We start from the raw sequence: 20,681 nt of genomic DNA, 5'->3' as shown, positions 1-20,681 counted from the left end.
CCCACCGTGATGCCGCTGGATGGATCAGGCCGGTCTCCGGGCTCATGAGCGGCGTTCGCCTGGCTGCGCGCCTTCCCGCTTTGCAGCAGTGGCATCCGACGCAGCTGTCACTCATTTACCGTTGCGGGGGCAGCGCCGGGATCGTGATGGTTCTTCGCTTGAAGACAATCCTCACCGGCTTCCCTGTTTCACTCTGTCGACAGCGGTCACAGAGCACCTGAAACAAGCCGCGAAGGTTAGAGGGTTGGGGGTGGAGCGTCAAATGAAGAGGGGGTCGTGCGGCAAATAACTGCCGTCGATCAATTATCTGACGCCAATCTTGTGCCACACTGTCAGCAGTGATATCAAAGAGCCATGCTTTTTGACTGCAGAGAGCACATCACAATAACAAGGGAGAGCACCATGCAAGGCATGATCATCAGCAATCCGCGGCTGGAATTCCTGCGCCCGGTGCTGGAACGATGGTTTGACTGTATCGACCGCTACAACGCCGTGCGCGGCGACAACGACACACCCTACTGGCACGACGAAAAAGCCAACCTCGGCCTGTTGTCCGCCGCCGCATGGATGGCCGAACTGGTGACCCTGCGCGACACCGCCACGCGCAAACAGAACGAGGAAGGCGAGCGTAATGCCCGCGCCGACCTGTTCCTGGCCGGCGCCGAAGATCGCGCCTACATCCAGGCGACCCAGCGCTGGCCGCGCGTCACCAGCCTGAACCTGACCCAGGCTCTGGCCGATATCACCAGCGATGCCAAGCGCATCAGCTACGCCAGCGATCTCAAACTTGGCTGCCTGTTCGTCGCTCCTCAGAAAGCCCAGCACAGCGCCAGCCCGGAAGAACTGCAGGACATGGTCGACGACCTGCAAAAGGAACACACCTGCGCCGTCGCCTGGTACTTCCCGTACGCTTATCGCAAATTGCGCAGCGAGGCCGGCAATTACCATCCCGGCATTGCCGTGTTGTTCAAGGAGGCGCGCGGCTGAGGGGTTGAACCATCGGGCTCGTGTGCTTCTCTATGATTAGGAATGCATTCATAGGGAAGATCAGTAATGCGCAAGCCCCACCTCGTTTTCGTGATCGCACTCGCTGGAGGGCTCACCGCCTGTGGTGAATCCTCCAGCCTGCAAGTCTCGGACGGCACCGGCCCGTCCCCCAAACTGCCCGAACCGAACAAGACCCTGATCCCGACGGTGAACATCGCCCCGGCGATCGGCTGGCCGGCCGGCGCGAAACCGACGCCAGCGGCAGGCACTCAGGTGGCGGCGTTTGCCGAGAATCTCGATCACCCGCGCTGGCTATACGTACTGCCCAACGGCGATGTGCTGGTGGCGGAAACCAATGCCCCGGCAAAACCGGACGACGGCAAAGGCATACGCGGCTGGGTGATGAAAAAAGTCATGGGCCGCGCCGGTGCCGGCGTACCGAGCCCGAACCGCATCACCCTGCTGCGTGATGCCGATCACGACGGCGTGGCCGAGACGCGTACCGTATTCCTGCAAAACCTCAATTCACCGTTCGGCATGACGCTGGTGGGCAACGATCTTTACGTCGCCGACACCGACCGCCTGCTGCGCTTTCACTACGAACCCGGCACAACCGAAATCAAGAGCCAGCCGATCAAGGTCGTGGACCTGCCGGGCGGCCCGCTCAACCATCACTGGACCAAGAACGTTATCGCCAGCAAGGATGGCAGCAAGCTGTACGTCACGGTCGGCTCGAACAGCAACGTCGGCGAGAACGGCCTGGATCAGGAAGAAGGTCGCGCGGCGATCTGGGAAGTGGACCGGGCGACCGGCAATCACCGGATCTTCGCTTCGGGCATTCGCAACCCCAACGGCCTGGCCTGGGAGCCGAAAAGCGGCGCGCTGTGGACGGCGGTAAACGAGCGTGACGAGATCGGCAGCGATCTGGTGCCGGACTACATCACCTCGGTCAAGGATGGCGGCTTCTATGGCTGGCCGTTCAGCTATTACGGCCAGCACGTCGACGTCCGCGTCGAGCCACAAAACCTGGATATGGTGGCCAAGGCCATCGCTCCGGATTACGCCGTCGGCCCGCACACTGCCTCACTGGGCCTGACCTTCGCCGAGGGCAACACGCTGCCGGCCCAATTCAAGGAAGGCGCATTCATCGGTCAGCACGGCTCGTGGAACCGCAAGCCGCACAGTGGCTACAAGGTGATCTTCGTGCCGTTCAGCGCCGGCAAGCCGAGCGGAACACCGGTGGATGTACTGACCGGCTTCCTCGACAAGGACGAAAACGCTTTGGGTCGCCCGGTTGGCGTGGTGATTGATCAGCAAGGCGGATTGCTGGTCGCGGACGATGTGGGAAACAAGGTGTGGCGGGTGTCGGCGGCTAAATAGCCCGGCCCTGAAACAAAAAAACCGTGGGAGCCAATGTGCTCCCACGGTTTTTTATTGATATGCAGCTTTACGGGTTGTGCGCCAGATGCTCCGGTTGCAGAACGCGCTTGGCACTCAGATAGGCCTTCTGCCAATAGGCTTTCGACAGGCTGTCCAGCTTCACCGTGCCACCGGTGGCCGGTGCGTGAACGAAGCGCCCTTCCCCGACATAAATTCCCGCATGACTGACCTGAGAGCCGCCGTTGGTGGCAAAGAAGATCAGGTCGCCGGTCTGCAGCCCTTCCTTGCCGACATTCGGCGCCTGCATGACGATCATCTCGCGGGTCGAGCGCGGCAGGCTGATGCCGGCAGCATCGCGGTAGACAAAACCGATCAGGCCGCTGCAATCAAAGCCTGAGTCCGGCGTGTTGCCGCCCCAGCGATAAGGCGTGCCCACCAGCCCGAGCGCGCGAAACAGCACGTCTTCGGCAGCGGGAGAGAAAGCCTGGGAGGATCCGAACACAATCGGCGCGCGAACCACGGGGGCTGGCGGCGGAGTGCGGCTGGCGCAAGCGCTGAGCAGCGCTGCGAAGAACATCAGGGCAAGGCGGGCCGTCATCGTCATAAGCAGAACATCCTGATCTGGCTGCGGCTTTTACTGCCGATTCGACAGAAAACAAAACCGCCTGCGTTGGTACGCAGGCGGTTTGCCATCAATATAGATCAGGATTCTAGCGGCTACGCGGCAAACTTCAAGTAAGACTTTAACTTCACCTTGTAAAGTTTAAGTCTATTGCCCCTGAAGGACCGCCTGTCGCCACGAGCGTGGCGACAAAAGCGTGATTACTTGCGAGCGGTAACGACGGTTGGAGCGTTCGCCAAAGCACGTTTGGCTTCGATGAAGGTCTTGCTCCAGTAGCTGTCACCCAGGCTGTCGATACGGACACCGCCGCTGCGACGACTGCTGGAGTGAATGAACTGGTTGTCGCCCAGGTAGATCCCGGCGTGGCTGACACGACCGCGACGACCATTGGTGGCGAAGAACAGCAGATCGCCCGGCTCTAGGTTGCCGCGCGATACCAGCGGAGCATCCACGTTGATCATTTCGCGGGTGGAGCGCGGCAGGTTCATGCCGGCTTCTTCGCGGAACAGGTAGCCGATGAAACCGCTGCAATCGAACCCGGCTTCAGAGGTACCGCCGAAACGGTAACGGGTACCGATCAGGGACATGCCGCGTTCAAGAATGCTGTCGGCCAGAACCGGAAGCTGGTAAGGCTTCTTGCCGTTGAAAGCGGCCAGTTCCTTTTCGGTGTCCAGCTCTTCCTGGTAAATAACGGAAGACTGGGCGGTGGCAGAATTTTTAGCCTGCTGTTGCTGCTCTTGAACAGGTGAATGAGCAGCGCAACCGAACAACAGGGTGACGAGTGCGAGAGGCACGAGGGGTGCGAAGCGCTTTAGCATGGGCACGACCGTGGCTGATAGTTGTAAAGAAGCCGAGACTATGCCCGCTATCAGCCTCATTTGCAAATTCAATCGATCTTTTTGTGACTTCCCGGTTTCTCGCTTACATCTAAGCGCTTAAGCCTATTTGAATCGAGACGCAGCCTGCGCAATGCACAGGAAAGCAGATTTTCTGGCGCCTGAAATATGCCGAAACCCGCTGAAAGCCCCGGTTTTACCAGCCCAGGGTTTCTTTCAGGAAGGGAATGGTCAGCTTGCGTTGAGCCTGCAAAGAGGCCTGATCGAGCTGCTCGAGCAGGTCAAAAAGCGCGCTCATGCTGCGAGTACCGCGAGTCAAAATAAAATGCCCGACTTCGTCGGTCAGATGCAGACCGCGACGGGATGCGCGCAATTGCAGGGCACGCAATTTGTCTTCATCGGAAAGAGGACGCATCTGGAAAATCAGCGCCAGGGTCAGGCGTGACTTCAAATCAGCCAGCTTTACCGGCAATTCACGCGGCGAGGTGGAGGCGGCGATCAGCAATCGACGACCGCTGTCGCGTAGACGGTTGAACAGGTGAAACATCGCCTCTTCCCAGTCGGGCTTGCCGGCGATCACCTGCAAGTCGTCCAGGCAGACCAGTTCGTACTGTTCGAGGTTGTCGAGGATTTCGATGCCGCGATCCATCAACTCGGCCAGCGGCAAGTACACCGCCGGTTCGCCCATCTGTTCGAAACGCAGGCACGCGGCCTGCAACAGATGCGTACGCCCTACCCCGTGCTTGCCCCACAGATAGATCAGGCTTTCGGTCCAGCCGGCGTCGGCTTCGCATAGACGCTCGACATAGCCGAGTGCAGCGGCATTGGCGCCTGGGTAGTAGTTAATGAAGGTGGCGTCGTCACGCAGACGCACACCTAGGGGCAGCTGAATCGGTTTCATGCTGACTGAACAGTTCCCAAGGAACCGTTAGTGGCCTCTGTGTAAAGTGTGCGAAGTTTATACCCGTGAAGCGGAGCGCACAATGCGACAGACCCCAAGCAAAATCAAAGGTTTGCGTTAACGCGCTGGTTTTATGACAGTTTCTTTGGCGCACAGGCGCCAGCATTGCCTGCACGAGACGGGCCAACCCGGCAATTCACCGGGCGGCCCTACCTCGCCTTACAGCTTCGGATCATCGACTCCGCTATACATTTCGGAGTCCTTGTACAAATCATGGACGTGGCGCACCAACACCATGATCACCGCCGCCACCGGCAACGCCAGCAACACACCGGTGAAGCCGAACAACTCACCACCGGCCAGGATCGCAAAAATCACTGCCACCGGATGCAGGCCGATTCGGTCACCCACCAGCAGAGGTGTCAGCACCATGCCTTCCAGGGCCTGACCGACCATGAACACTGCAACGATCCCGATCATCGGGTACAGGTCACCGCCAAACTGGAACAGCCCGGCAATCAGCGCCGCGCCGATCCCGATCACAAACCCCATATAAGGCACGATGGCCGCCAGACCGGCGATCAGGCCGATCAACAGACCCAGCTCCAGACCGACAATCATCAGCCCCGCCGCATAGATCACGCCCAGCGCCAGCATCACCAGCAACTGCCCGCGCACGAACGCCCCGAGCACCTCGTGACATTCGCCCGCCAGCGCCACTACACGCTCCTCGCGATCACGCGGCAACAGGCTGCGGATCTTGGCCATCATCACGTCCCAGTCGCGCAGCAGGTAGAAACTCACCACCGGGATCAGCACCAGATTCGCCAGCCAGCCAATCAGTGCCAGGCTTGAAGCGGTGGCCTGGCTCAGCACCACGCCGACGATGTCGGTGGTCTGGCCCATGTGCTCGGTGATCGCTGCCTTGACCTTGTCGAACTTCCAGAAGCCATCCGACAGCCCCAGCTTCGACTGCGCCCATGGCAACGCCGTGTGCTGCAGCCAGTCGAGCATCTGCGGTGCCAGTTCATACAGACGCAGCAACTGTTTGGCGAGCATCGGCACCAGCACCAGCAGCAACGTGGTGAAGATCAGGGTGAACAAGGCGAACACCGCAATCACGCCCCAGGTGCGGGACAAACCGAGCCGCTCAAGACGATCCACCAACGGGTCGAACAGATAAGCGAGCAACAGCGCCACCAGAAACGGCGTGAGGATCGGATGCAGCAACCACACAAACGCGCAAAGCAGGAGCACCCCACCGAGCCAGAACCAACGCCGCGTATCGGCCATGTAACACTCCATTGCTTCTATATATGAAAGAAAAACCTACCAGCGGAATCGCAACGACGGCGCCGCAGGTACCGGTGCCGGCGCAACGACAGGCGCACCGCCTGGCACCGCAGGCTGCGGAGCCACCGGAGCCGGCGCCTCGGCCGGCATTTCCTGCAGCTTCGCCAGCGACAACTGCGCCCGCAACTGATCGGCACTGCCGTTGACCCGATACACAATGCTATCTGCATCGACACTCTGCAGCCGCACACCAAAAGGCTCGAGCATCCGCAGCAACGTCGCGTAATGCTCCAGATTCATGCCCTGCACTTCCAGCGTCTGCTGCCCCGAGGCACCCGGTTTGGCAACAAAGCGCGGCGCCAGGCGCTCAGCCACCGCCAACATCACGGCATCTGCAACAGCGGCCTGATCCGCCCCCTGCACACTTCCCGCCTCCTTTTGATCACTCAGCCACAAGTGCCATTTGGCTTGCCACTGACCACCCTCCTCACGGGCATGCACGGCGAGCAAGGCGTCAGCGTTGTAGCGTTCAGACGCCGCATGAAGCGGCGCCGGATCGGTGCCTTCGAGCGTCGGCGCGGTTGCGACCAGTTGCTCACTGAGATCCGCCAGCGGCAGGCGCAACGGCAATCCTCGGTGCTGGGCGGCACGCCGCAACGGCGCCGCACTCGCCTGACCGTCACCCACCAGGCTCGAACCTTCGGTGGAGTCGTTCAGCCACCAGCTCAGAATCGACGGCCGACTGGCGCCCCACAGCGACAACCCGGCACGGCGCAGCGCCTGCTCGGTGGTCGCCGGATCGAAGTCGACCTTCAATACCTCCGGCGGCCCGGCATCGAAGCCGAACTGGCTGATGATCTGTTGCGGATCCTTGCGAATCGGCGCCAGCCCGGGATTCTGCGGCGCCTTCGGATCCCCCGTGAGACGCAGCACCAGCGTATCCAGCGCCGCTTGCGTGGCACGATCACGCTCCTCCGGCGACTGGCCGTTGACCGGTTCGCGCACCTGATAAAGCCCTTTGACGTTTTCGGCCTGGCTCGCCAGGCTGACCAGAGACAAGCAGCCCACTAACAGCAATTTACACAAACGCATGGAGAATTCCCGTCGACAAGAGCGGCTGGAACAGGCCGCGTGAACCGGATTGAGCAAGCCTGTGACCACTGGCCGTTGCAAAACATTCACACGCTGGCGATAAGTTTTTGCACAGTCCTAACGATAGACGGTTCCTTATACAGGCACCCGTGATGTCACCCACAGCTTCATTTGCAAAAAATTTCGGCCGATATGCCCCTGCCCGTCGGCGTGAGGATGGCCGCTGCCCCTCAAGCCTGATAAAATCGCGCGCCTTCGCAGACCGGCAACAGCCGGGCACCTCGAAATTCGCGTGAGGCCATCGCCCCCTCGATTTCGAAGTTCCCGCTGAACTCGGTCGTTACCCCTGAATCCCCTCCCCTAAAGGCCTGGATCATGAGCAAGCAACCCTCCCTGAGCTACAAGGACGCCGGTGTAGACATCGACGCCGGTGAAGCATTGGTCGAACGCATCAAGAGCGTCGCCAAGCGCACTGCGCGCCCGGAAGTCATGGGCGGCCTGGGCGGTTTCGGCGCCCTCTGCGAAATCCCGGCCGGCTACAAGCAGCCAGTACTGGTTTCCGGCACCGACGGCGTCGGCACCAAGCTGCGTCTGGCGCTGAACCTGAACAAGCACGACAGCATCGGCCAGGACCTGGTCGCCATGTGCGTCAACGACCTGGTGGTGTGCGGCGCCGAGCCACTGTTCTTCCTCGACTACTACGCCACCGGCAAGCTGAACGTCGACGTAGCCGCCACTGTCGTCACCGGCATCGGTGCAGGCTGCGAACTGGCTGGCTGCTCGCTGGTCGGCGGCGAAACCGCTGAAATGCCTGGCATGTACGAAGGCGAAGACTACGACCTGGCCGGTTTCTGCGTCGGCGTCGTGGAAAAAGCGGAAATCATCGACGGCTCGAAAGTCGCCACCGGTGACGCCCTGATCGCCCTGCCGTCGTCCGGCCCGCACTCCAACGGCTACTCGCTGATCCGCAAGATCATCGAAGTGTCCGGCGCCGACATCGAAACCGTTCAGCTCGACGGCAAGCCGCTGACCGATCTGCTGATGGCCCCGACCCGCATCTACGTCAAGCCGCTGCTCAAGCTGATCAAGGACACCGGCGCCGTCAAGGCCATGGCCCACATCACCGGTGGCGGCCTGCTGGACAACATCCCGCGCGTTCTGCCAAAAGGCGCTCAAGCCGTGGTTGACGTGGCCAGCTGGACTCGCCCGGCCGTCTTCGACTGGCTGCAAGAGAAAGGCAACGTCGACGAGACCGAAATGCACCGCGTACTGAACTGCGGCGTGGGCATGGTGATCTGCGTCGCTCAGGAGCACGTCGAAACTGCCCTGAACACCCTGCGTGATGCCGGCGAACAGCCTTGGGTCATCGGCCAGATCGGTGTCGCCGCCGAAGGCGCTGCCCAGGTCGAGCTGAAAAACCTCAAGGCTCACTAATGCCTAATACCTGTGATGTCGTGGTGCTGCTGTCCGGCACCGGCAGTAACTTGCAGGCCCTGATCGACAGCACGCGGACCGGCGACAGCCCGGTCCGCATCGCTGCGGTGATTTCCAACCGCGCCGACGCCTACGGCCTGCAACGCGCCAGTGACGCGGGTATCGCCACCCGCTCGCTGGATCACAAGGGTTTCGAAGGTCGCGAGGCCTTCGACGCCGCCCTGATCGAACTGATCGACGAATTCAATCCGAAACTCGTGGTCCTGGCCGGCTTCATGCGCATTCTCAGCGCTGACTTCGTCCGGCACTATCAGGGTCGCCTGCTCAATATCCATCCGTCGCTGCTGCCCAAATACAAAGGGTTACACACTCATCAGCGCGCGCTGGAGGCCGGCGACGCCGAACACGGCTGCTCCGTGCACTTCGTCACCGAGGAACTCGATGGCGGACCACTGGTCGTACAGGCAGTAATACCGGTAGAGTTGCACGATTCGCCGCAGAGTCTGGCGCAACGGGTTCACGTTCAGGAACACCTGATCTACCCAATGGCCGTACGCTGGTTTGCCGAAGGACGGCTGACCCTCGGCGAGCAAGGTGCTTTACTGGATGGCCAGTTACTCGGGGCCAGCGGTCACTTGATTCGAAACTAGGAGATTTTATGCGTCGCGCCCTGCTCTTCGCTTGCGCTCTGCTCGCCCTGCCTTTCGCCCAGGCGGCAGACCTTCAACCGTTCTCCGCCAGCTACACCGCCGACTGGAAACAGTTGCCCATGAGCGGTACCGCCGAACGCAGCCTGACCAAGGAAGCCAACGGCGTCTGGAAGCTCAGCTTCAAGGCTTCGATGATGATCGCCAGCCTGTCCGAGGAAAGCACCCTGACCCTGGACAAGGACACCCTGCTTCCGCAGTCCTACCACTTCGAACGTGGTGGCCTGGGCAAGGCGAAAAAGGCTGATCTGGACTTCGACTGGAACAACAAACTGGTCACCGGCACCGACCGTGGCGACGCGGTCAAAGTCCCGCTGAACCGTGGCATGGTCGACAAGTCCACCTACCAGCTGGCGCTGCAGCATGATGTCGCCTCCGGCAAAAAGACCATGAGCTATCAGGTGGTCGATGGCGGCGATGTCGATACCTATGACTTCCGCGTCCTGGGTACCGAGAAAGTCGAGACCAAGGCCGGCAAGATCGACGCGATCAAGGTCGAGCGCGTGCGTGATCCGACACAAAGCAAGCGCACCACCGTCATGTGGTTCGCCAAGGACTGGGATTACCTGCTGGTTCGTCTGCAACAGGTCGAGACCGACGGCAAGGAGTACAACATCATGCTCCAGGACGGCACGGTCAACGGCAAGACAGTCAAAGGCAGCTGATTCAACGAAAAGCCCCGCAAACGCGGGGCTTTTTTTCGTCTTCGATTCGAGGCTCAGCGCACCAGAAACCCCAGAATCACTTCGGTGACATGGGACAGACGTTCATTGAGCGCCTTGGGCGTCACCAGATCGCGACCATGAATGGTCGACAGTGTGTGCTGATTGGCCAGATAGAAATAGGTCAGCCCGACCAGCGTGAAATACAGCTGAACCGGATCGACCCCTCCGCGAAAGACCCCCTCGACACGCCCCTGCTCCAGAATCCGCCCGAGATTGTCCACCAGTGGAGACGCCAGCTCCGGCAAACGACTCGACCCCGCCAGATGCCGTGCCCGGTGCAGGTTTTCATTATTTACCAGCGCCATGAATTCCGGATGATCGTTATAGAAACGCCACGAAAACTCGATCAACCGGCGAATCGCATCCATCGGCGGCAACGCCTCCAGATCCAGTTCACGCTCGGCCTGACGCAACTGCAGATAACCCTCCTCCAGCACACACAGGAACAGTTCTTCCTTGTTGGCGTAGTAGTAATAGATCAGTCGCTTGTCGACGCCGGCACGCTCGGCGATCTCCTCAAAACGCGCGCCCTCCAGCCCCTGCTCGGCAAATACGCCACGGGCGGCCTCGAGGATGGTTTGCTGGGAGCGCTTGGCATTGCGTGAACGCTTGGTTTGCGTCACTTCATTGATAGAGTCGGTCATGGGCGAGTCGGTGGCCGAAATCCTGTGGAGTGAAGCCTTGGAGAATACCCGAAGTCCGTAGCGGCGGTGGAGGCCAAATCCCTGGCCACCACCTCTCGGCCAGACTGGCCTCAGTCGACACCTTCCAGAAACACACCCTGCGGCTTCACTTGTGGCTTTTCGCGCGGCGCGTCCCGCCCCAGATCTTGCATGTCCACATCAAAGGTTTCCCGGGCGCTCCAGGTGGCCAGCGCCGCAATGGCACAGGCCAGCAACGTCAGGCAGGCCGCCGGCAGCCAGGGGCGATGGATCGAAGTCATGAACGCCGCCGCAATGATCGGCGCGAATCCCGAGAGCGCAAAACCGACCTGAGTACCGATCGCCATGCCCGACAGACGCACACGAGTGCTGAACATCTCACCGAAGAACGCCGGCCAGATACCGTTCGCCGCACTGAAGCAGATCCCCGACATCAACACACCGAGCACGAACATCAGCGGCAGGTTGTGCTGCTCGATCGACCACAAGTACGGAAACATCAGCAAGCCGCTGGCCAGTACCCCGAACAGATAGACCGGCCGACGCCCGATCAGGTCGGCAAGCATCGCCCACAGCGGAATGGCGAACAGAGCAACGATATTGGTCATGATCGTCAACCAGAGCATGGTGCTGCGTTCGACACCCGCGATGTTCACCGCATAGGACAGGGAAAAGATCCCGAACACGGTACTGACCGTGGACACCATGGCTGCCAGCGCCACCCGCACCACATCACTGCGATAGTCGGCAAACAGGGTTTTCAGCGGCATCCGGGCTGTCTGATTGCGCTCACGCTCCTCCTGAAACACCGGGGTTTCCTCGATGTTGCGCCGGATCAGAAACCCCACGACCAACACCACCACGCTCAACCAGAATGGAATGCGCCAGCCCCAGGACAGCAACTGTTCTTCCGGCATCGCGGAAATCGGCAGGAACACCAGCGTCGCCAGAATCAGCCCGGCCTGGGTGCCACTCAAGGTGAAACTGGTGAAGAACGCCCGTTGTCGCGACGGTGCATGTTCGAGGGTCATCGAGTTGGCCCCCGCCTGCTCCCCTGATGCCGAGAAGCCCTGACACAGGCGCAGGATCACCAGCATGATCGGCGCCGCGATCCCGATACTGTCGTAGCTTGGCAGGCACCCGACCAGAAAGGTCGAGACGCCCATCAACAGCAGGGTCAGCACCAGCACCCGCTTGCGTCCGAAGCGGTCGCCCAGATGCCCCAGAAACAAGGCACCCACCGGGCGCGCGATGTAACCCACACCAAACGTGGCCAAGGCCAGAAGAACGCCGGTGGCCGGCTCCGACGCCGGGAAGAAAACCTTGCCGAACACCAGCGCCGCCGCCGTGCCGTAGATGAAAAAGTCGTAGTACTCCATCGCACTGCCAATCCAGCCCGCCAATGCTGCCTTGCCCGGCGTTTTTTTGGTTTTTGTTGCCTGGGTATTCATTGCTACCTCCGCTACCGCTTTATCGACTGCCCGACGGCTGCCGGAAAACACCGGCGCCGTGGATGCCTTGTTGTTTTTGTTGTTGAGTCTGGTGCGAGCCCGCAAGGCGCACCTGTGCGTCGATCATCAGGTCAGTGGATGAAACCCTCCCCTTATGATCCGGCGTCTGGCCGTGATCGCGTGCATCAGTGACAAACGGTGGGTGCTTCATCCAGATCACCCCAGGCGTCCAGCTCGAGACTGACGAGCAGTGCCCGCGTCTTCTCCAGCATTCGCCTGGCTCGCTCCACCGCCGGCCATTGAGCGGCGAGACTGCGCATCGGCACCTCCAGGCTCAGCGGGATCTGACGCGGCATAGCCCTGAGCAGACGTTGCAGGTCCAGACCGCCATCTCCGGGCATCAACCGCTCGGCCCGGGCTTGATGCAACAAGGTGTTCAGATCGACCGGACGCTGTGCCGGCGCGTCGCAAAGCTGCATCAACCGAAAGTACTGCGGTGGCAGCCCGGCAAGCGCCTCGACGCGGTCGCCGGCCCGGTCGAAGTGGATCGGATCGATCAGAATTCCCGCATTGGCACAATCCGCCGCCTCGATCAGACGCGCCGCCGCCGCCACACTGCCGACCGCCACCCAGGGTGTCGGCTCCAGGTTTGCGCTGATTCCATAGCCAGCCGCCATTTCGCAAAAACCGCCGAACAGATCGGTCATTTGCGAAAAATCCGCGACCTGCCCGGACACCACAGCATTGCGTGCCCCCAGCAACGCTCCGGTTTCCAGAGCGGCACGAAACGTCTTGAGATCCGTGGTCGGCTGCAGGCGGAACAGCTCGATGTCCGACACCTCGATCCCGGTATCGCGCAGTCGGCGCGCGGTATCCCGGATCAACGCTGTATCGCCGACTGAATCCCATTGGGGTTCCTGATCCGTCGCCGGGATCAGGCGCAGCCCGACGCAGTCGTAACCGGCCACCGCGGCGCACTCGACCATTTCCATCGGCGACAGCTCGAGGTGCGACAGCGGCGCCAGGCCGATCAGGCGCCCCATGACGTCCCTCCTTCCAGGCGTACGACGGCGCCGGTGCGAGCGGCGGTATGCACCGCGAGCGTCGCTTCAAGGGTGCGGAAGCCGTCCTCGGCAGAGCACACCGGACGTTCGTTGCCAGCGATGACCGCGCAAAAGTGGCGCATCTGCTCGGCATAAGGACAGCCGATATGCGGAACGGAGCGCTCCATGGTGATCGCGTCGTGCCAGCCCGGCTGGCCGTGATAGCGCCACAGCTCCAGACGCGGCAGGGTGAGCGACCCTTCGGTGCCCGAGAAGAAGTGCGAGTTGACGTCGTCCTGACGCGGAAAACGCTCGGCTTCGCCCGCCGACAGATCCCAGTTCCATGGCGCCGCCGTGGCATCGGAGACCGATACGGTGCCCAGCGCGCCGTTGCGAAAACGCAGCAGCACCGCCGCAGTGTCCTCTACCTCGAAGCGCCGGACTTTGCTGGATGTGATGGCTTGCAGACTCTCGATCTCGCCGAACAGAAAGCGCAGCAGGTCGATGTCATGAATCAGGTTGATCAGCACCGGCCCGCCACCGGCCTGCCGGCGCCACGCAGTCTCGAAGTAATCTTCCGGTTTGAGCCAGGTGCACAACGCCGTCACGCTGACCGGTCGCCCCAGCAACCCGGCATCCACGATCGATTTGGCATGCCGCATGATCGGGTTGTAGCGCCGCTGATGGCCGACCAGTGCGGGTACGCCGTGGGCGGCGGAGGCCGCGCAGATGCGCCGGGCGTTTACCAGAGTGTCGGCGATCGGTTTCTCGACCAGCACCGCCACCTTGCGCTCAAGGCAATCAACCGCCACATCGGCATGGGTGACGTTGGGCGTCGCCACCACTACGCCACGCGGTTTTGCCACTTGCAGCATGGTGTCGTAATGCTCGAACCATGGCACGCCAAGAGAAGCTGCCAGTGCCTGTGCGGCGGGGGTGGGATCGGCAATACCGACCAGTTCCACGTTTTCCTGGGCCATGGCACGTTCGATGTGGGTCTTGCCAATCAAGCCTGCGCCAATGACGCCGATCAGGATCTTGTTCACGTTGTTTCCTTCATCGGGGAATGTCATATGCCGCTTTATTCACCAATACGTGAAATAAAGCTGACAACCCATCAACAATTGATGAGAAATGACAGATTATTTCCCTTAAAAAGGAATTTCAAATAATTATCCAGTCAGTTAAAAAACGAAAAAATGGATTATTTTCAGCCGTTTGCTGTTTTTTATTCCTTAAATTTATTTAATAAACGTTTAATAAAATAAAATCGAATAACTTAATTCACAATAATGTGAAAAAGACGATCTGCCATTCGAAATGAAAAACGCCCGATGCAAGCATCGGGCGTCGGGACAGACAGGCATGAGATCCACAGAAATCGAGCAACAGTCAGACCGAAAACTTGGCCACCATGTTGTTCAGATCCACCGCCAGCCGCGACAATTCCTGGCTCGCGGCACTGGTCTGATTGGCCCCCGCCGAGGTCTGCATCGCCAGGTCGCGGATGTTCATCAGGTTGCGATCCACTTCCCGCGCCACGGCAGCCTGCTCTTCCGAAGCGCTGGCGATCACCAGATTGCGTTCGTTGATCAAGGTGAACGCGGAAGCGATCTCCTCCAGCGCCACGCCCGCCGCTTTCGCCAGCTCCAGCGTCGAGCGCGCACGTACATTGCTTTGCTGCATCGAACTGACCGCCGAATCGGTGCCCTGCTGAATGCCGCCGATCATCTGTTCGATTTCCTGGGTCGATTGCTGTGTTCGATGGGCCAGCGCCCTGACCTCGTCGGCCACCACCGCGAAGCCGCGCCCGGCATCACCCGCACGAGCAGCTTCGATCGCCGCGTTCAACGCAAGGAGATTGGTCTGCTCGGCAATCGAACGGATCACCTCCAGCACTTTGCTGATGCTGTAGACCTTCTGCGCCAGATCCTCCACCTGCGTGGCGTTGGCGGTAACGTCATCCGCCAGCAACTCGATGGACGACACAGTCTGCTGCACTTGCTCACGGCCATGCTGGGCGATGCGGTCCGACTCGCGCGACGCTTCGGAAGTCGCCACGGCGTTGCTGGCGACCTCTTCAACGGCGGCGGTCATCTGATTGACCGCCGTGGCAGCCTGCTCGATTTCCAGGCTCTGCTGGTGCAATCCGCGTGTCGCATCTTCGGTAACGCAGCTCAGCTCTTCCGAGGCCGAGGCCAATTGGCTGGAAGACTCCGAAATCTGCCGGATGGTGTCTCGCAGGCTGTGCTGCATGCTCTTGAGCGCATGCAGCAACCGCGCCGGCTCATCCTTGCCGATGATGCTGATATCGCCGGTCAGATCGCCGCCGGCCACCACTTCGGCGACCCCCAGCGATTGCGAGAGCGGTACCACGATACTGCGGGTCAGCAGCAGCGCTAGGCCAATGGTGATCAGTGCCGTGATGCCGATCATCACCCCGACCCAGACCCGCGAATTGATGAACACCAGTCGCGCGGCCTCGGTGGCGAGATTGGCGTTGTGCTTGTTCAACTCGACCAGCTCTTTGAGGGTCGCGGCGATGTCGTCGGCCAACGGGTTCATCTGAGTGTTGAGAATGCTGGCCGCGTCTTCCACCTTTCCCTGAGCGGATAGAGCCATCACCTGAGCCTGCAACTCCAGATACTTGTGCTCCGCGACTTTGAAGCGATCAAACAACGCTCGCTCTTCTGGCAGCACGATCAATATGTCGTAACGTTGCTGGGCTTCGCTCAGCACACTGCGCAGCTCATTGAGCTTGGCGACATTCTGATCCAGGGCCTGCGGATCGCGATTGAGCAACAGACGCATGGTCAGGGCGCGCAGACGCAGCATGTCCTGACTCATTTCGCCCACCGCCATCACGCTGGGCAGCCAGTTCTTGTCGACCTCGTCGGACTGGGCCCGCATGTTCGACATCTGCAGCAGGGCGAACGCCCCGAGGGCAAACACCATCAGCGCCAACAGACCGAAGCCCAGCCCGGCACGGGGGGCAATATTGAGACTGCGGATACTCATTGCTCTGGTTCCTTCCAAAAGCGCTGCATCAACCCTGCAGCTGGCTGCTTTAGAAGGTATCGGCCCGGCGAAAATTTGCGTAAGACCAAAAGGTGATATCAAAAGGCCTTAATACTTCGAACCCTCGGCATTAACGATTCAGCGACGGTTTTGCCGGACTTGAGCGCTGTTCGCCGCATGATCAACGGCAAGTTACCTGAAAACCTTGAAGCAGTTCAGCAAACGAAACACCGGCACAAGTATTCCTCGACTCACTGGCATAACCTGACGACCTGCCGCACGCCGGCAAGAAAGTGGAACGCGCCCCTGCGGGAATGCTCTATACCTGCAAGGTCTTACTTGATCGAATGACTTTTCCTACTGCTTGCGAGGTTCACATGACCGTTACCGTCAATACCGTGTCCGCCGAAGGTTTCCGTCACACCGTACAGATCGATGAGCACGAACTGTTTACCGATGTCCCGACCACGGCTGGCGGCGAAGGCTCCGCGCCTGAACCCCACGATTATTTCGACGCCGCCCTCGGCGCCTGCAAGGCCCTGACCCTGAAGCTGTATGCAAAGAAAAAAGACATCCCGCTCACTGGCGTCGGTGTCGAAGTCAAGCGCGACAACAGCCAGGAACAGAAAGGCAAATACGCGCTGCACGTCACCCTGACGCTCAAAGGCGTGCTCACCGATGCCCAGCGTGAAGAACTGCTGCGCGTCGCCGATCGCTGCCCGATTCACAAACTGATGACCACCAGCGAAGTCACCATCGAAACCCACGCCCCACAAGGCTTCGACAGCCAGTAATCACCATGATGACAACGGCGGGTTATGCTCCGTGCATCACCCGCCCAGCCTGGAACGCACCATGGACACCCAACCCCTGATCATCCGCCCGCGCGCCGAAGATGTCGAAGGCCAGCCGATCCTGCGCCCGCTGCCTTCAGCCAAATGCCGCAGCGTCGGGCCTTTCGTGTTTTTCGATCACATGCTTGAAACGCTTTATCCCGCAGGCAAAGGGATGAACATCCGACAGCATCCGCACATCGGCCTGTCGACTTTGACCTATCTGTTCGAGGGGCAAATCCAGCACAAGGACAGCCTGGGCTCGGATCAGGTGGTCAATGCCGGCGATGTCAGCTGGATGACCGCGGGCACGGCAATCGCTCACGTCGAGCGCACCCCCGAACCGCTGTGGGAACAAAGCTTCAAGATGCATGGGCTGCAGATCTGGCTCGCCTCGCCCAAGGATCACGAACAGGGTCCCGGGCATTACAGCCATCACCCGGCGTCGACACTGCCGGTCAGCGATAACCTCGGCGTGCAGATCCGCATGATTGCCGGGTCAGGCTTTTGCCTGGAATCGCCGGTGCCGGTACTTTCTCCGACGTTGTATGCCGAACTGAAAATGCAGACTGCAACCACCCTGCTGATCCCCACCGAACATGAAGAGCGGGCGCTGTATGTGTTGAGTGGTGATGTGCAATTGAACGGAGAAACCGTGGAGCCCCACGATCTGGTGGTGTTACCGGCCGGGGAAGAGATGAGCCTGTTCGCCGAGAGCGACAGTCATGCCGTGCTGTTTGGTGGCGCGCCACTGGATGGGCCACGGCGGATCAACTGGAATTTCGTCGCGAGCGATCCTGCGGCTATCGACGAGGCCCGGCGCAAGTGGGCGGCCGGGGATTGGCCGACGGTGCCGGGGGAAGTCGAGCGGATTGAATTGCCGAAATCCCGAAGCGAGCCAACACCGCTGTAAACGAACACTCCCACGCCAGGCGTGGGAGTGCATTCAACCGAATCAGCCCTTGAACACTTCTTCCAGCAAGTCATGCATCGACTTGAACGCCCGCGCAGCGGTCTTCGCGTCGTACATCATCTTGCCCGGCACATTGGCGTGCGGGTCGGTGAACGAGTGCACCGCGCCGCCGTAGCTCAGCAACTGCCAGTCCACGCCAGCCGCGTTCATTTCGTCTTCAAATGCCGGCAATTGCTCTTTCGGCACCAGCGGGTCGGAAGCACCGTGCAGCACCAGCACCGAGCCCTTGATGTTCTTCGCGTCCGCCGGGTTCGGCGAATCCAGCGTGCCGTGGAACGACACGGCAGCCTTGACCGCTGCACCGGTACGGGCCAGATCCAGCGCACAGCAACCGCCGAAGCAGAAACCGAACACCGCCAGTTTCGAGGTATCGACTGCGGCTTCGCCCTGCTTCTGCAACTGTTCGAAGGCGGCCTGCATACGCTTGCGCAGCAGTGCACGGTCATTTTTCAGCGGCATCATCGCCGCACCCGCCTGGTCGCCATTCTGCGGACGCACGGCTTGCCCGTACACGTCGGCGATCAGCACCACATAACCCTTGGCCGCCACGGACTTGGCGATCTCTTCCGCGCCAGCGCTGACGCCCATCCAGTTCGGTGCCATCAACAGGCCCGGAAGCGCGCCTTTGTGCTCGGCGTCGAACGCCAATCGGCCTTCATAAGGCTGGCCATCGATCTGATAGACCACGGAACGTACAGTGACTTGGCTCATTTCTGACTCCTGATGGGTTGAATACCAGAATGAAAAAACCCGCCGAAGCGGGTTTTTCTACAGCTTGATCAAGCGGACAGCTCAACCAGCAGCTTGTTCAGACGGCTTACGTAAGCGGCCGGGTCCTTCAAGCTGTCGCCAGCCGCCAGGGCGGCCTGGTCGAAGAGGATGTGCGACAGGTCGCCAAAACGCTCTTCGCTGGTCTCGTTGTCGAGCTTCGCGATCAGTGGGTGGCTCGGGTTGAATTCGAAGATCGGCTTCGAATCCGGCACCTTCTGCCCGCTGGCCTCGAGGATCTGACGCATTTGCAGACCCAGGTCCTGCTCGCCGATGGCCAGGATGGCCGGCGAATCGGTCAGGCGATGGGAAACGCGGACTTCGGCAACGGACTCGCCCAGCGCGGTTTTCAGACGCTCGACCAGACCTTCCTTCGACTTGGCGACTTCTTCTGCGGCCTTCTTGTCCTCTTCCGAGTCCAGGTTGCCCAGGTCCAGGTCACCGCGCGCGACGTCGACAAAGCTCTTGCCGTCGAATTCGCTCAGGTAGCTCATCAGCCACTCGTCGATGCGGTCGGTCAGCAGCAGCACTTCGATGCCTTTCTTGCGGAAGACTTCCAGGTGCGGGCTGTTCTTGACCTGCGCGTAGGTTTCGCCGGTGAGGTAGTAGATCTTGTCCTGACCTTCCTTGGCGCGGGCCAGGTAGTCGGCCAGACCGACGATCTGCTCGCCGTCGCCTTCGGTGGTCGATGCGAAACGCAGCAGACCGGCAATTTTTTCCTTGTTGGCGAAATCTTCTGCCGGGCCTTCTTTCATGACCTGACCGAAGTTTTTCCAGAAGCCCTTGTATTGCTCAGGCTCGTTCTTCGCCAGCTTTTCCAGCATGTCCAGCACACGCTTGGTCAGCGCCGACTTCATCGAGTCGATGATCGGGTCTTTCTGCAGGATTTCCCGCGACACGTTCAGCGACAGGTCGTTGGAGTCGACCACGCCCTTGATGAAGCGCAGGTACAGCGGCAGGAACGATTCGGCCTGATCCATCACGAACACGCGCTGCACGTACAGCTTCAGGCCTTTCGGCGCTTCACGCTGGTACAGATCGAACGGTGCACGGGCCGGTACGTACAGCAGCGAGCTGTACTCGAGCTTGCCTTCGACCTTGTTGTGGCTCCACGACAGCGGATTTTCGAAGTCGTGGGCGATGTGTTTGTAGAACTCCTGGTATTCCTCATCCTTCACTTCGGTGCGAGGACGGGTCCACAGGGCGCTGGCGCGGTTGACGGTTTCCCACTCAACTTCCGGCTTCTCTTCGCCTTCGGCAGCGGCCACTTCTTTCGGCAGCTCGATCGGCAGCGCGATGTGGTCGGAGTACTTCTTGATGATGTTGCGCAGACGCCAGCCGTCGGCGAACTCGTCTTCACCGGATTTCAGGTGCAGGACGATACGGGTGCCGCGCTCTGGTTTGTCGATGGTGGCGACTTCGAACTCGCCTTCGCCTTTCGACGACCAGTGCACACCCTCGCTGGCAGCGGAGCCGGCGCGACGGCTGTATACGTCAACCTGGTCGGCAACGATGAAAGCGGAATAGAAACCCACGCCGAACTGACCGATCAGGTGCGAATCCTTCTTCTGGTCGCCCGACAGGTTTTTCATGAAGTCGGCGGTGCCGGATTTGGCGATGGTCCCCAGGTGGGTGATCACATCGTCGCGGTTCATGCCGATGCCGTTGTCTTCGAGGGTGACGGTCTTGGCGTCCTTGTCGAAGCTCACACGGATTTTCAGTTCAGCGCCACCTTCGAGCAACTCAGGCTTGGCCAGGGCTTCGAAGCGCAATTTGTCGACGGCGTCGGAGGCGTTCGAGATCAATTCGCGAAGGAAGATTTCCTTGTTGGAATACAGCGAATGGATCATGAGGTGCAGCAGTTGCTTCACCTCGGTCTGGAAGCCCAGGGTTTCCTTTTGAGTTTCCACACTCATGGTCATCAAACTCCAATCAGATGGCATTGGCCGCGACCCA

Annotated in this window: 19 protein-coding genes and 1 riboswitch; of the genes, 7 read left to right on the top strand and 12 right to left on the bottom strand. The window is 60.4% G+C overall.

Annotated elements, in window-relative coordinates; all coding sequences use genetic code 11:
* Positions 1 to 10: 10 nt before the first annotated feature.
* A riboswitch (cobalamin riboswitch) is annotated at positions 11 to 236 on the bottom strand.
* Positions 237 to 402: 166 nt separating this feature from the next.
* Together DLD99_RS09000 and DLD99_RS08995 are read left to right on the top strand one after the other, a co-directional pair.
* Positions 403 to 987 (top strand): hypothetical protein, encoded by a 585-nt coding sequence (locus DLD99_RS09000; protein WP_114881952.1) that lies wholly within the window; start codon positions 403 to 405, stop codon positions 985 to 987.
* 66 nt (positions 988 to 1,053) lie between these two features.
* The gene (locus DLD99_RS08995; protein WP_114881951.1) at positions 1,054 to 2,367 is read left to right on the top strand and encodes a PQQ-dependent sugar dehydrogenase; all 1,314 of its coding nucleotides are present in this window, start codon (positions 1,054 to 1,056) and stop codon (positions 2,365 to 2,367) included.
* A gap of 67 nt (positions 2,368 to 2,434) precedes the next feature.
* Here the strand turns inward: DLD99_RS08995 and DLD99_RS08990 are convergent, their stop codons facing one another.
* From DLD99_RS08990 to DLD99_RS08970, 5 genes are all read right to left on the bottom strand, one after another.
* A complete protein-coding gene (locus tag DLD99_RS08990; protein ID WP_085710577.1) occupies positions 2,435 to 2,971 on the bottom strand; it encodes a C40 family peptidase in 537 nt (178 codons plus the stop codon).
* A gap of 218 nt (positions 2,972 to 3,189) precedes the next feature.
* On the bottom strand, positions 3,190 to 3,807 hold the full coding sequence (locus tag DLD99_RS08985; RefSeq protein ID WP_085710576.1) for a C40 family peptidase: 618 nt from the start codon (positions 3,805 to 3,807) through the stop codon (positions 3,190 to 3,192).
* Between the two features lie 214 nt (positions 3,808 to 4,021).
* Positions 4,022 to 4,726 carry a DnaA regulatory inactivator Hda gene (gene hda / locus DLD99_RS08980; RefSeq protein ID WP_025111852.1) on the bottom strand — a complete coding sequence of 235 codons (705 nt, stop codon included), beginning with the start codon at positions 4,724 to 4,726 and terminating at the stop codon, positions 4,022 to 4,024.
* A gap of 219 nt (positions 4,727 to 4,945) precedes the next feature.
* Positions 4,946 to 6,019, bottom strand: a complete 1,074-nt coding sequence (locus DLD99_RS08975) for an AI-2E family transporter (protein WP_085710575.1) — start codon at positions 6,017 to 6,019, stop codon at positions 4,946 to 4,948.
* A gap of 36 nt (positions 6,020 to 6,055) precedes the next feature.
* Positions 6,056 to 7,111, bottom strand: a complete 1,056-nt coding sequence (locus DLD99_RS08970) for a DUF2066 domain-containing protein (protein ID WP_114881950.1) — start codon at positions 7,109 to 7,111, stop codon at positions 6,056 to 6,058.
* A gap of 375 nt (positions 7,112 to 7,486) precedes the next feature.
* Here DLD99_RS08970 and purM point away from each other — a divergent pair, with 375 nt between their 5' ends.
* Genes purM through DLD99_RS08955 form a run of 3 tightly spaced genes read left to right on the top strand, consistent with a single transcriptional unit; the run spans position 7,487 to position 9,917 of the window.
* Positions 7,487 to 8,545, top strand: a complete 1,059-nt coding sequence (purM, locus tag DLD99_RS08965) for a phosphoribosylformylglycinamidine cyclo-ligase (protein ID WP_114881949.1) — start codon at positions 7,487 to 7,489, stop codon at positions 8,543 to 8,545.
* Positions 8,545 to 9,195 carry a phosphoribosylglycinamide formyltransferase gene (purN, locus tag DLD99_RS08960; protein WP_114881948.1) on the top strand — a complete coding sequence of 217 codons (651 nt, stop codon included), beginning with the start codon at positions 8,545 to 8,547 and terminating at the stop codon, positions 9,193 to 9,195. Before purM ends, purN begins: the two co-directional genes overlap by 1 nt.
* Before the next feature lie 8 nt (positions 9,196 to 9,203).
* Complete coding sequence (locus DLD99_RS08955; RefSeq protein WP_085710569.1) at positions 9,204 to 9,917, top strand: DUF3108 domain-containing protein; 714 nt, start codon at positions 9,204 to 9,206, stop codon at positions 9,915 to 9,917.
* Positions 9,918 to 9,970: 53 nt separating this feature from the next.
* Here DLD99_RS08955 and DLD99_RS08950 read toward each other — a convergent pair whose 3' ends face one another.
* From DLD99_RS08950 to DLD99_RS08930, 5 genes are all read right to left on the bottom strand, one after another.
* Positions 9,971 to 10,621, bottom strand: a complete 651-nt coding sequence (locus tag DLD99_RS08950) for a TetR/AcrR family transcriptional regulator (RefSeq protein ID WP_114881947.1) — start codon at positions 10,619 to 10,621, stop codon at positions 9,971 to 9,973.
* 110 nt (positions 10,622 to 10,731) lie between these two features.
* Positions 10,732 to 12,090: an MFS transporter gene (locus tag DLD99_RS08945; RefSeq protein WP_114881946.1), complete on the bottom strand. Its 1,359-nt coding sequence runs from the start codon at positions 12,088 to 12,090 to the stop codon at positions 10,732 to 10,734.
* A gap of 185 nt (positions 12,091 to 12,275) precedes the next feature.
* The gene (locus DLD99_RS08940; protein WP_114881945.1) at positions 12,276 to 13,133 is read right to left on the bottom strand and encodes a sugar phosphate isomerase/epimerase family protein; all 858 of its coding nucleotides are present in this window, start codon (positions 13,131 to 13,133) and stop codon (positions 12,276 to 12,278) included.
* Positions 13,121 to 14,179, bottom strand: a complete 1,059-nt coding sequence (locus DLD99_RS08935) for a Gfo/Idh/MocA family protein (RefSeq protein ID WP_114881944.1) — start codon at positions 14,177 to 14,179, stop codon at positions 13,121 to 13,123. Before DLD99_RS08935 ends, DLD99_RS08940 begins: the two co-directional genes overlap by 13 nt.
* A gap of 346 nt (positions 14,180 to 14,525) precedes the next feature.
* Complete coding sequence (locus tag DLD99_RS08930; RefSeq protein ID WP_085710562.1) at positions 14,526 to 16,151, bottom strand: methyl-accepting chemotaxis protein; 1,626 nt, start codon at positions 16,149 to 16,151, stop codon at positions 14,526 to 14,528.
* Positions 16,152 to 16,528: 377 nt separating this feature from the next.
* Between DLD99_RS08930 and DLD99_RS08925 the strand changes: the two genes are divergently transcribed.
* Together DLD99_RS08925 and DLD99_RS08920 are read left to right on the top strand one after the other, a co-directional pair.
* Positions 16,529 to 16,945, top strand: coding sequence for an OsmC family protein (locus DLD99_RS08925; protein ID WP_065260454.1), 417 nt, complete (start codon positions 16,529 to 16,531; stop codon positions 16,943 to 16,945).
* A 61-nt stretch (positions 16,946 to 17,006) separates the two neighbouring features.
* Positions 17,007 to 17,897: a pirin family protein gene (locus DLD99_RS08920; protein ID WP_114881943.1), complete on the top strand. Its 891-nt coding sequence runs from the start codon at positions 17,007 to 17,009 to the stop codon at positions 17,895 to 17,897.
* Positions 17,898 to 17,939: 42 nt separating this feature from the next.
* Here the strand turns inward: DLD99_RS08920 and DLD99_RS08915 are convergent, their stop codons facing one another.
* Together DLD99_RS08915 and htpG are read right to left on the bottom strand one after the other, a co-directional pair.
* Positions 17,940 to 18,668, bottom strand: a complete 729-nt coding sequence (locus tag DLD99_RS08915; protein ID WP_114881942.1) for a dienelactone hydrolase family protein — start codon at positions 18,666 to 18,668, stop codon at positions 17,940 to 17,942.
* A gap of 68 nt (positions 18,669 to 18,736) precedes the next feature.
* Positions 18,737 to 20,641: a molecular chaperone HtpG gene (gene htpG, locus DLD99_RS08910; protein ID WP_085710674.1), complete on the bottom strand. Its 1,905-nt coding sequence runs from the start codon at positions 20,639 to 20,641 to the stop codon at positions 18,737 to 18,739.
* Positions 20,642 to 20,681: the final 40 nt, after the last annotated feature.

The organism is Pseudomonas kribbensis (genome assembly GCF_003352185.1).
Classification (GTDB): Bacteria; Pseudomonadota; Gammaproteobacteria; order Pseudomonadales; family Pseudomonadaceae; genus Aquipseudomonas; species Aquipseudomonas kribbensis.
Note: the sequence above shows the minus strand (reverse complement) of the source record. Positions and strands in the feature narration are given on the sequence as shown.

Bases quoted from the DNA above. Each gene is read 5' to 3' on its own strand.
- DLD99_RS09000 (WP_114881952.1), top strand. From the start codon at position 403: ATGCAAGGCATGATCATCAGCAATCCGCGGCTGGAATTCCTGCGCCCG.
- DLD99_RS08995 (WP_114881951.1), top strand. From the start codon at position 1,054: ATGCGCAAGCCCCACCTCGTTTTCGTGATCGCACTCGCTGGAGGGCTC.
- DLD99_RS08990 (WP_085710577.1), bottom strand. From the start codon at position 2,971: ATGACGATGACGGCCCGCCTTGCCCTGATGTTCTTCGCAGCGCTGCTC.
- DLD99_RS08985 (WP_085710576.1), bottom strand. From the start codon at position 3,807: ATGCTAAAGCGCTTCGCACCCCTCGTGCCTCTCGCACTCGTCACCCTG.
- hda (WP_025111852.1), bottom strand. From the start codon at position 4,726: ATGAAACCGATTCAGCTGCCCCTAGGTGTGCGTCTGCGTGACGACGCC.
- DLD99_RS08975 (WP_085710575.1), bottom strand. From the start codon at position 6,019: ATGGCCGATACGCGGCGTTGGTTCTGGCTCGGTGGGGTGCTCCTGCTT.
- DLD99_RS08970 (WP_114881950.1), bottom strand. From the start codon at position 7,111: ATGCGTTTGTGTAAATTGCTGTTAGTGGGCTGCTTGTCTCTGGTCAGC.
- purM (WP_114881949.1), top strand. From the start codon at position 7,487: ATGAGCAAGCAACCCTCCCTGAGCTACAAGGACGCCGGTGTAGACATC.
- purN (WP_114881948.1), top strand. From the start codon at position 8,545: ATGCCTAATACCTGTGATGTCGTGGTGCTGCTGTCCGGCACCGGCAGT.
- DLD99_RS08955 (WP_085710569.1), top strand. From the start codon at position 9,204: ATGCGTCGCGCCCTGCTCTTCGCTTGCGCTCTGCTCGCCCTGCCTTTC.
- DLD99_RS08950 (WP_114881947.1), bottom strand. From the start codon at position 10,621: ATGACCGACTCTATCAATGAAGTGACGCAAACCAAGCGTTCACGCAAT.
- DLD99_RS08945 (WP_114881946.1), bottom strand. From the start codon at position 12,090: ATGAATACCCAGGCAACAAAAACCAAAAAAACGCCGGGCAAGGCAGCA.
- DLD99_RS08940 (WP_114881945.1), bottom strand. From the start codon at position 13,133: ATGGGGCGCCTGATCGGCCTGGCGCCGCTGTCGCACCTCGAGCTGTCG.
- DLD99_RS08930 (WP_085710562.1), bottom strand. From the start codon at position 16,151: ATGAGTATCCGCAGTCTCAATATTGCCCCCCGTGCCGGGCTGGGCTTC.
- DLD99_RS08925 (WP_065260454.1), top strand. From the start codon at position 16,529: ATGACCGTTACCGTCAATACCGTGTCCGCCGAAGGTTTCCGTCACACC.
- DLD99_RS08920 (WP_114881943.1), top strand. From the start codon at position 17,007: ATGGACACCCAACCCCTGATCATCCGCCCGCGCGCCGAAGATGTCGAA.
- DLD99_RS08915 (WP_114881942.1), bottom strand. From the start codon at position 18,668: ATGAGCCAAGTCACTGTACGTTCCGTGGTCTATCAGATCGATGGCCAG.
- htpG (WP_085710674.1), bottom strand. From the start codon at position 20,641: ATGAGTGTGGAAACTCAAAAGGAAACCCTGGGCTTCCAGACCGAGGTG.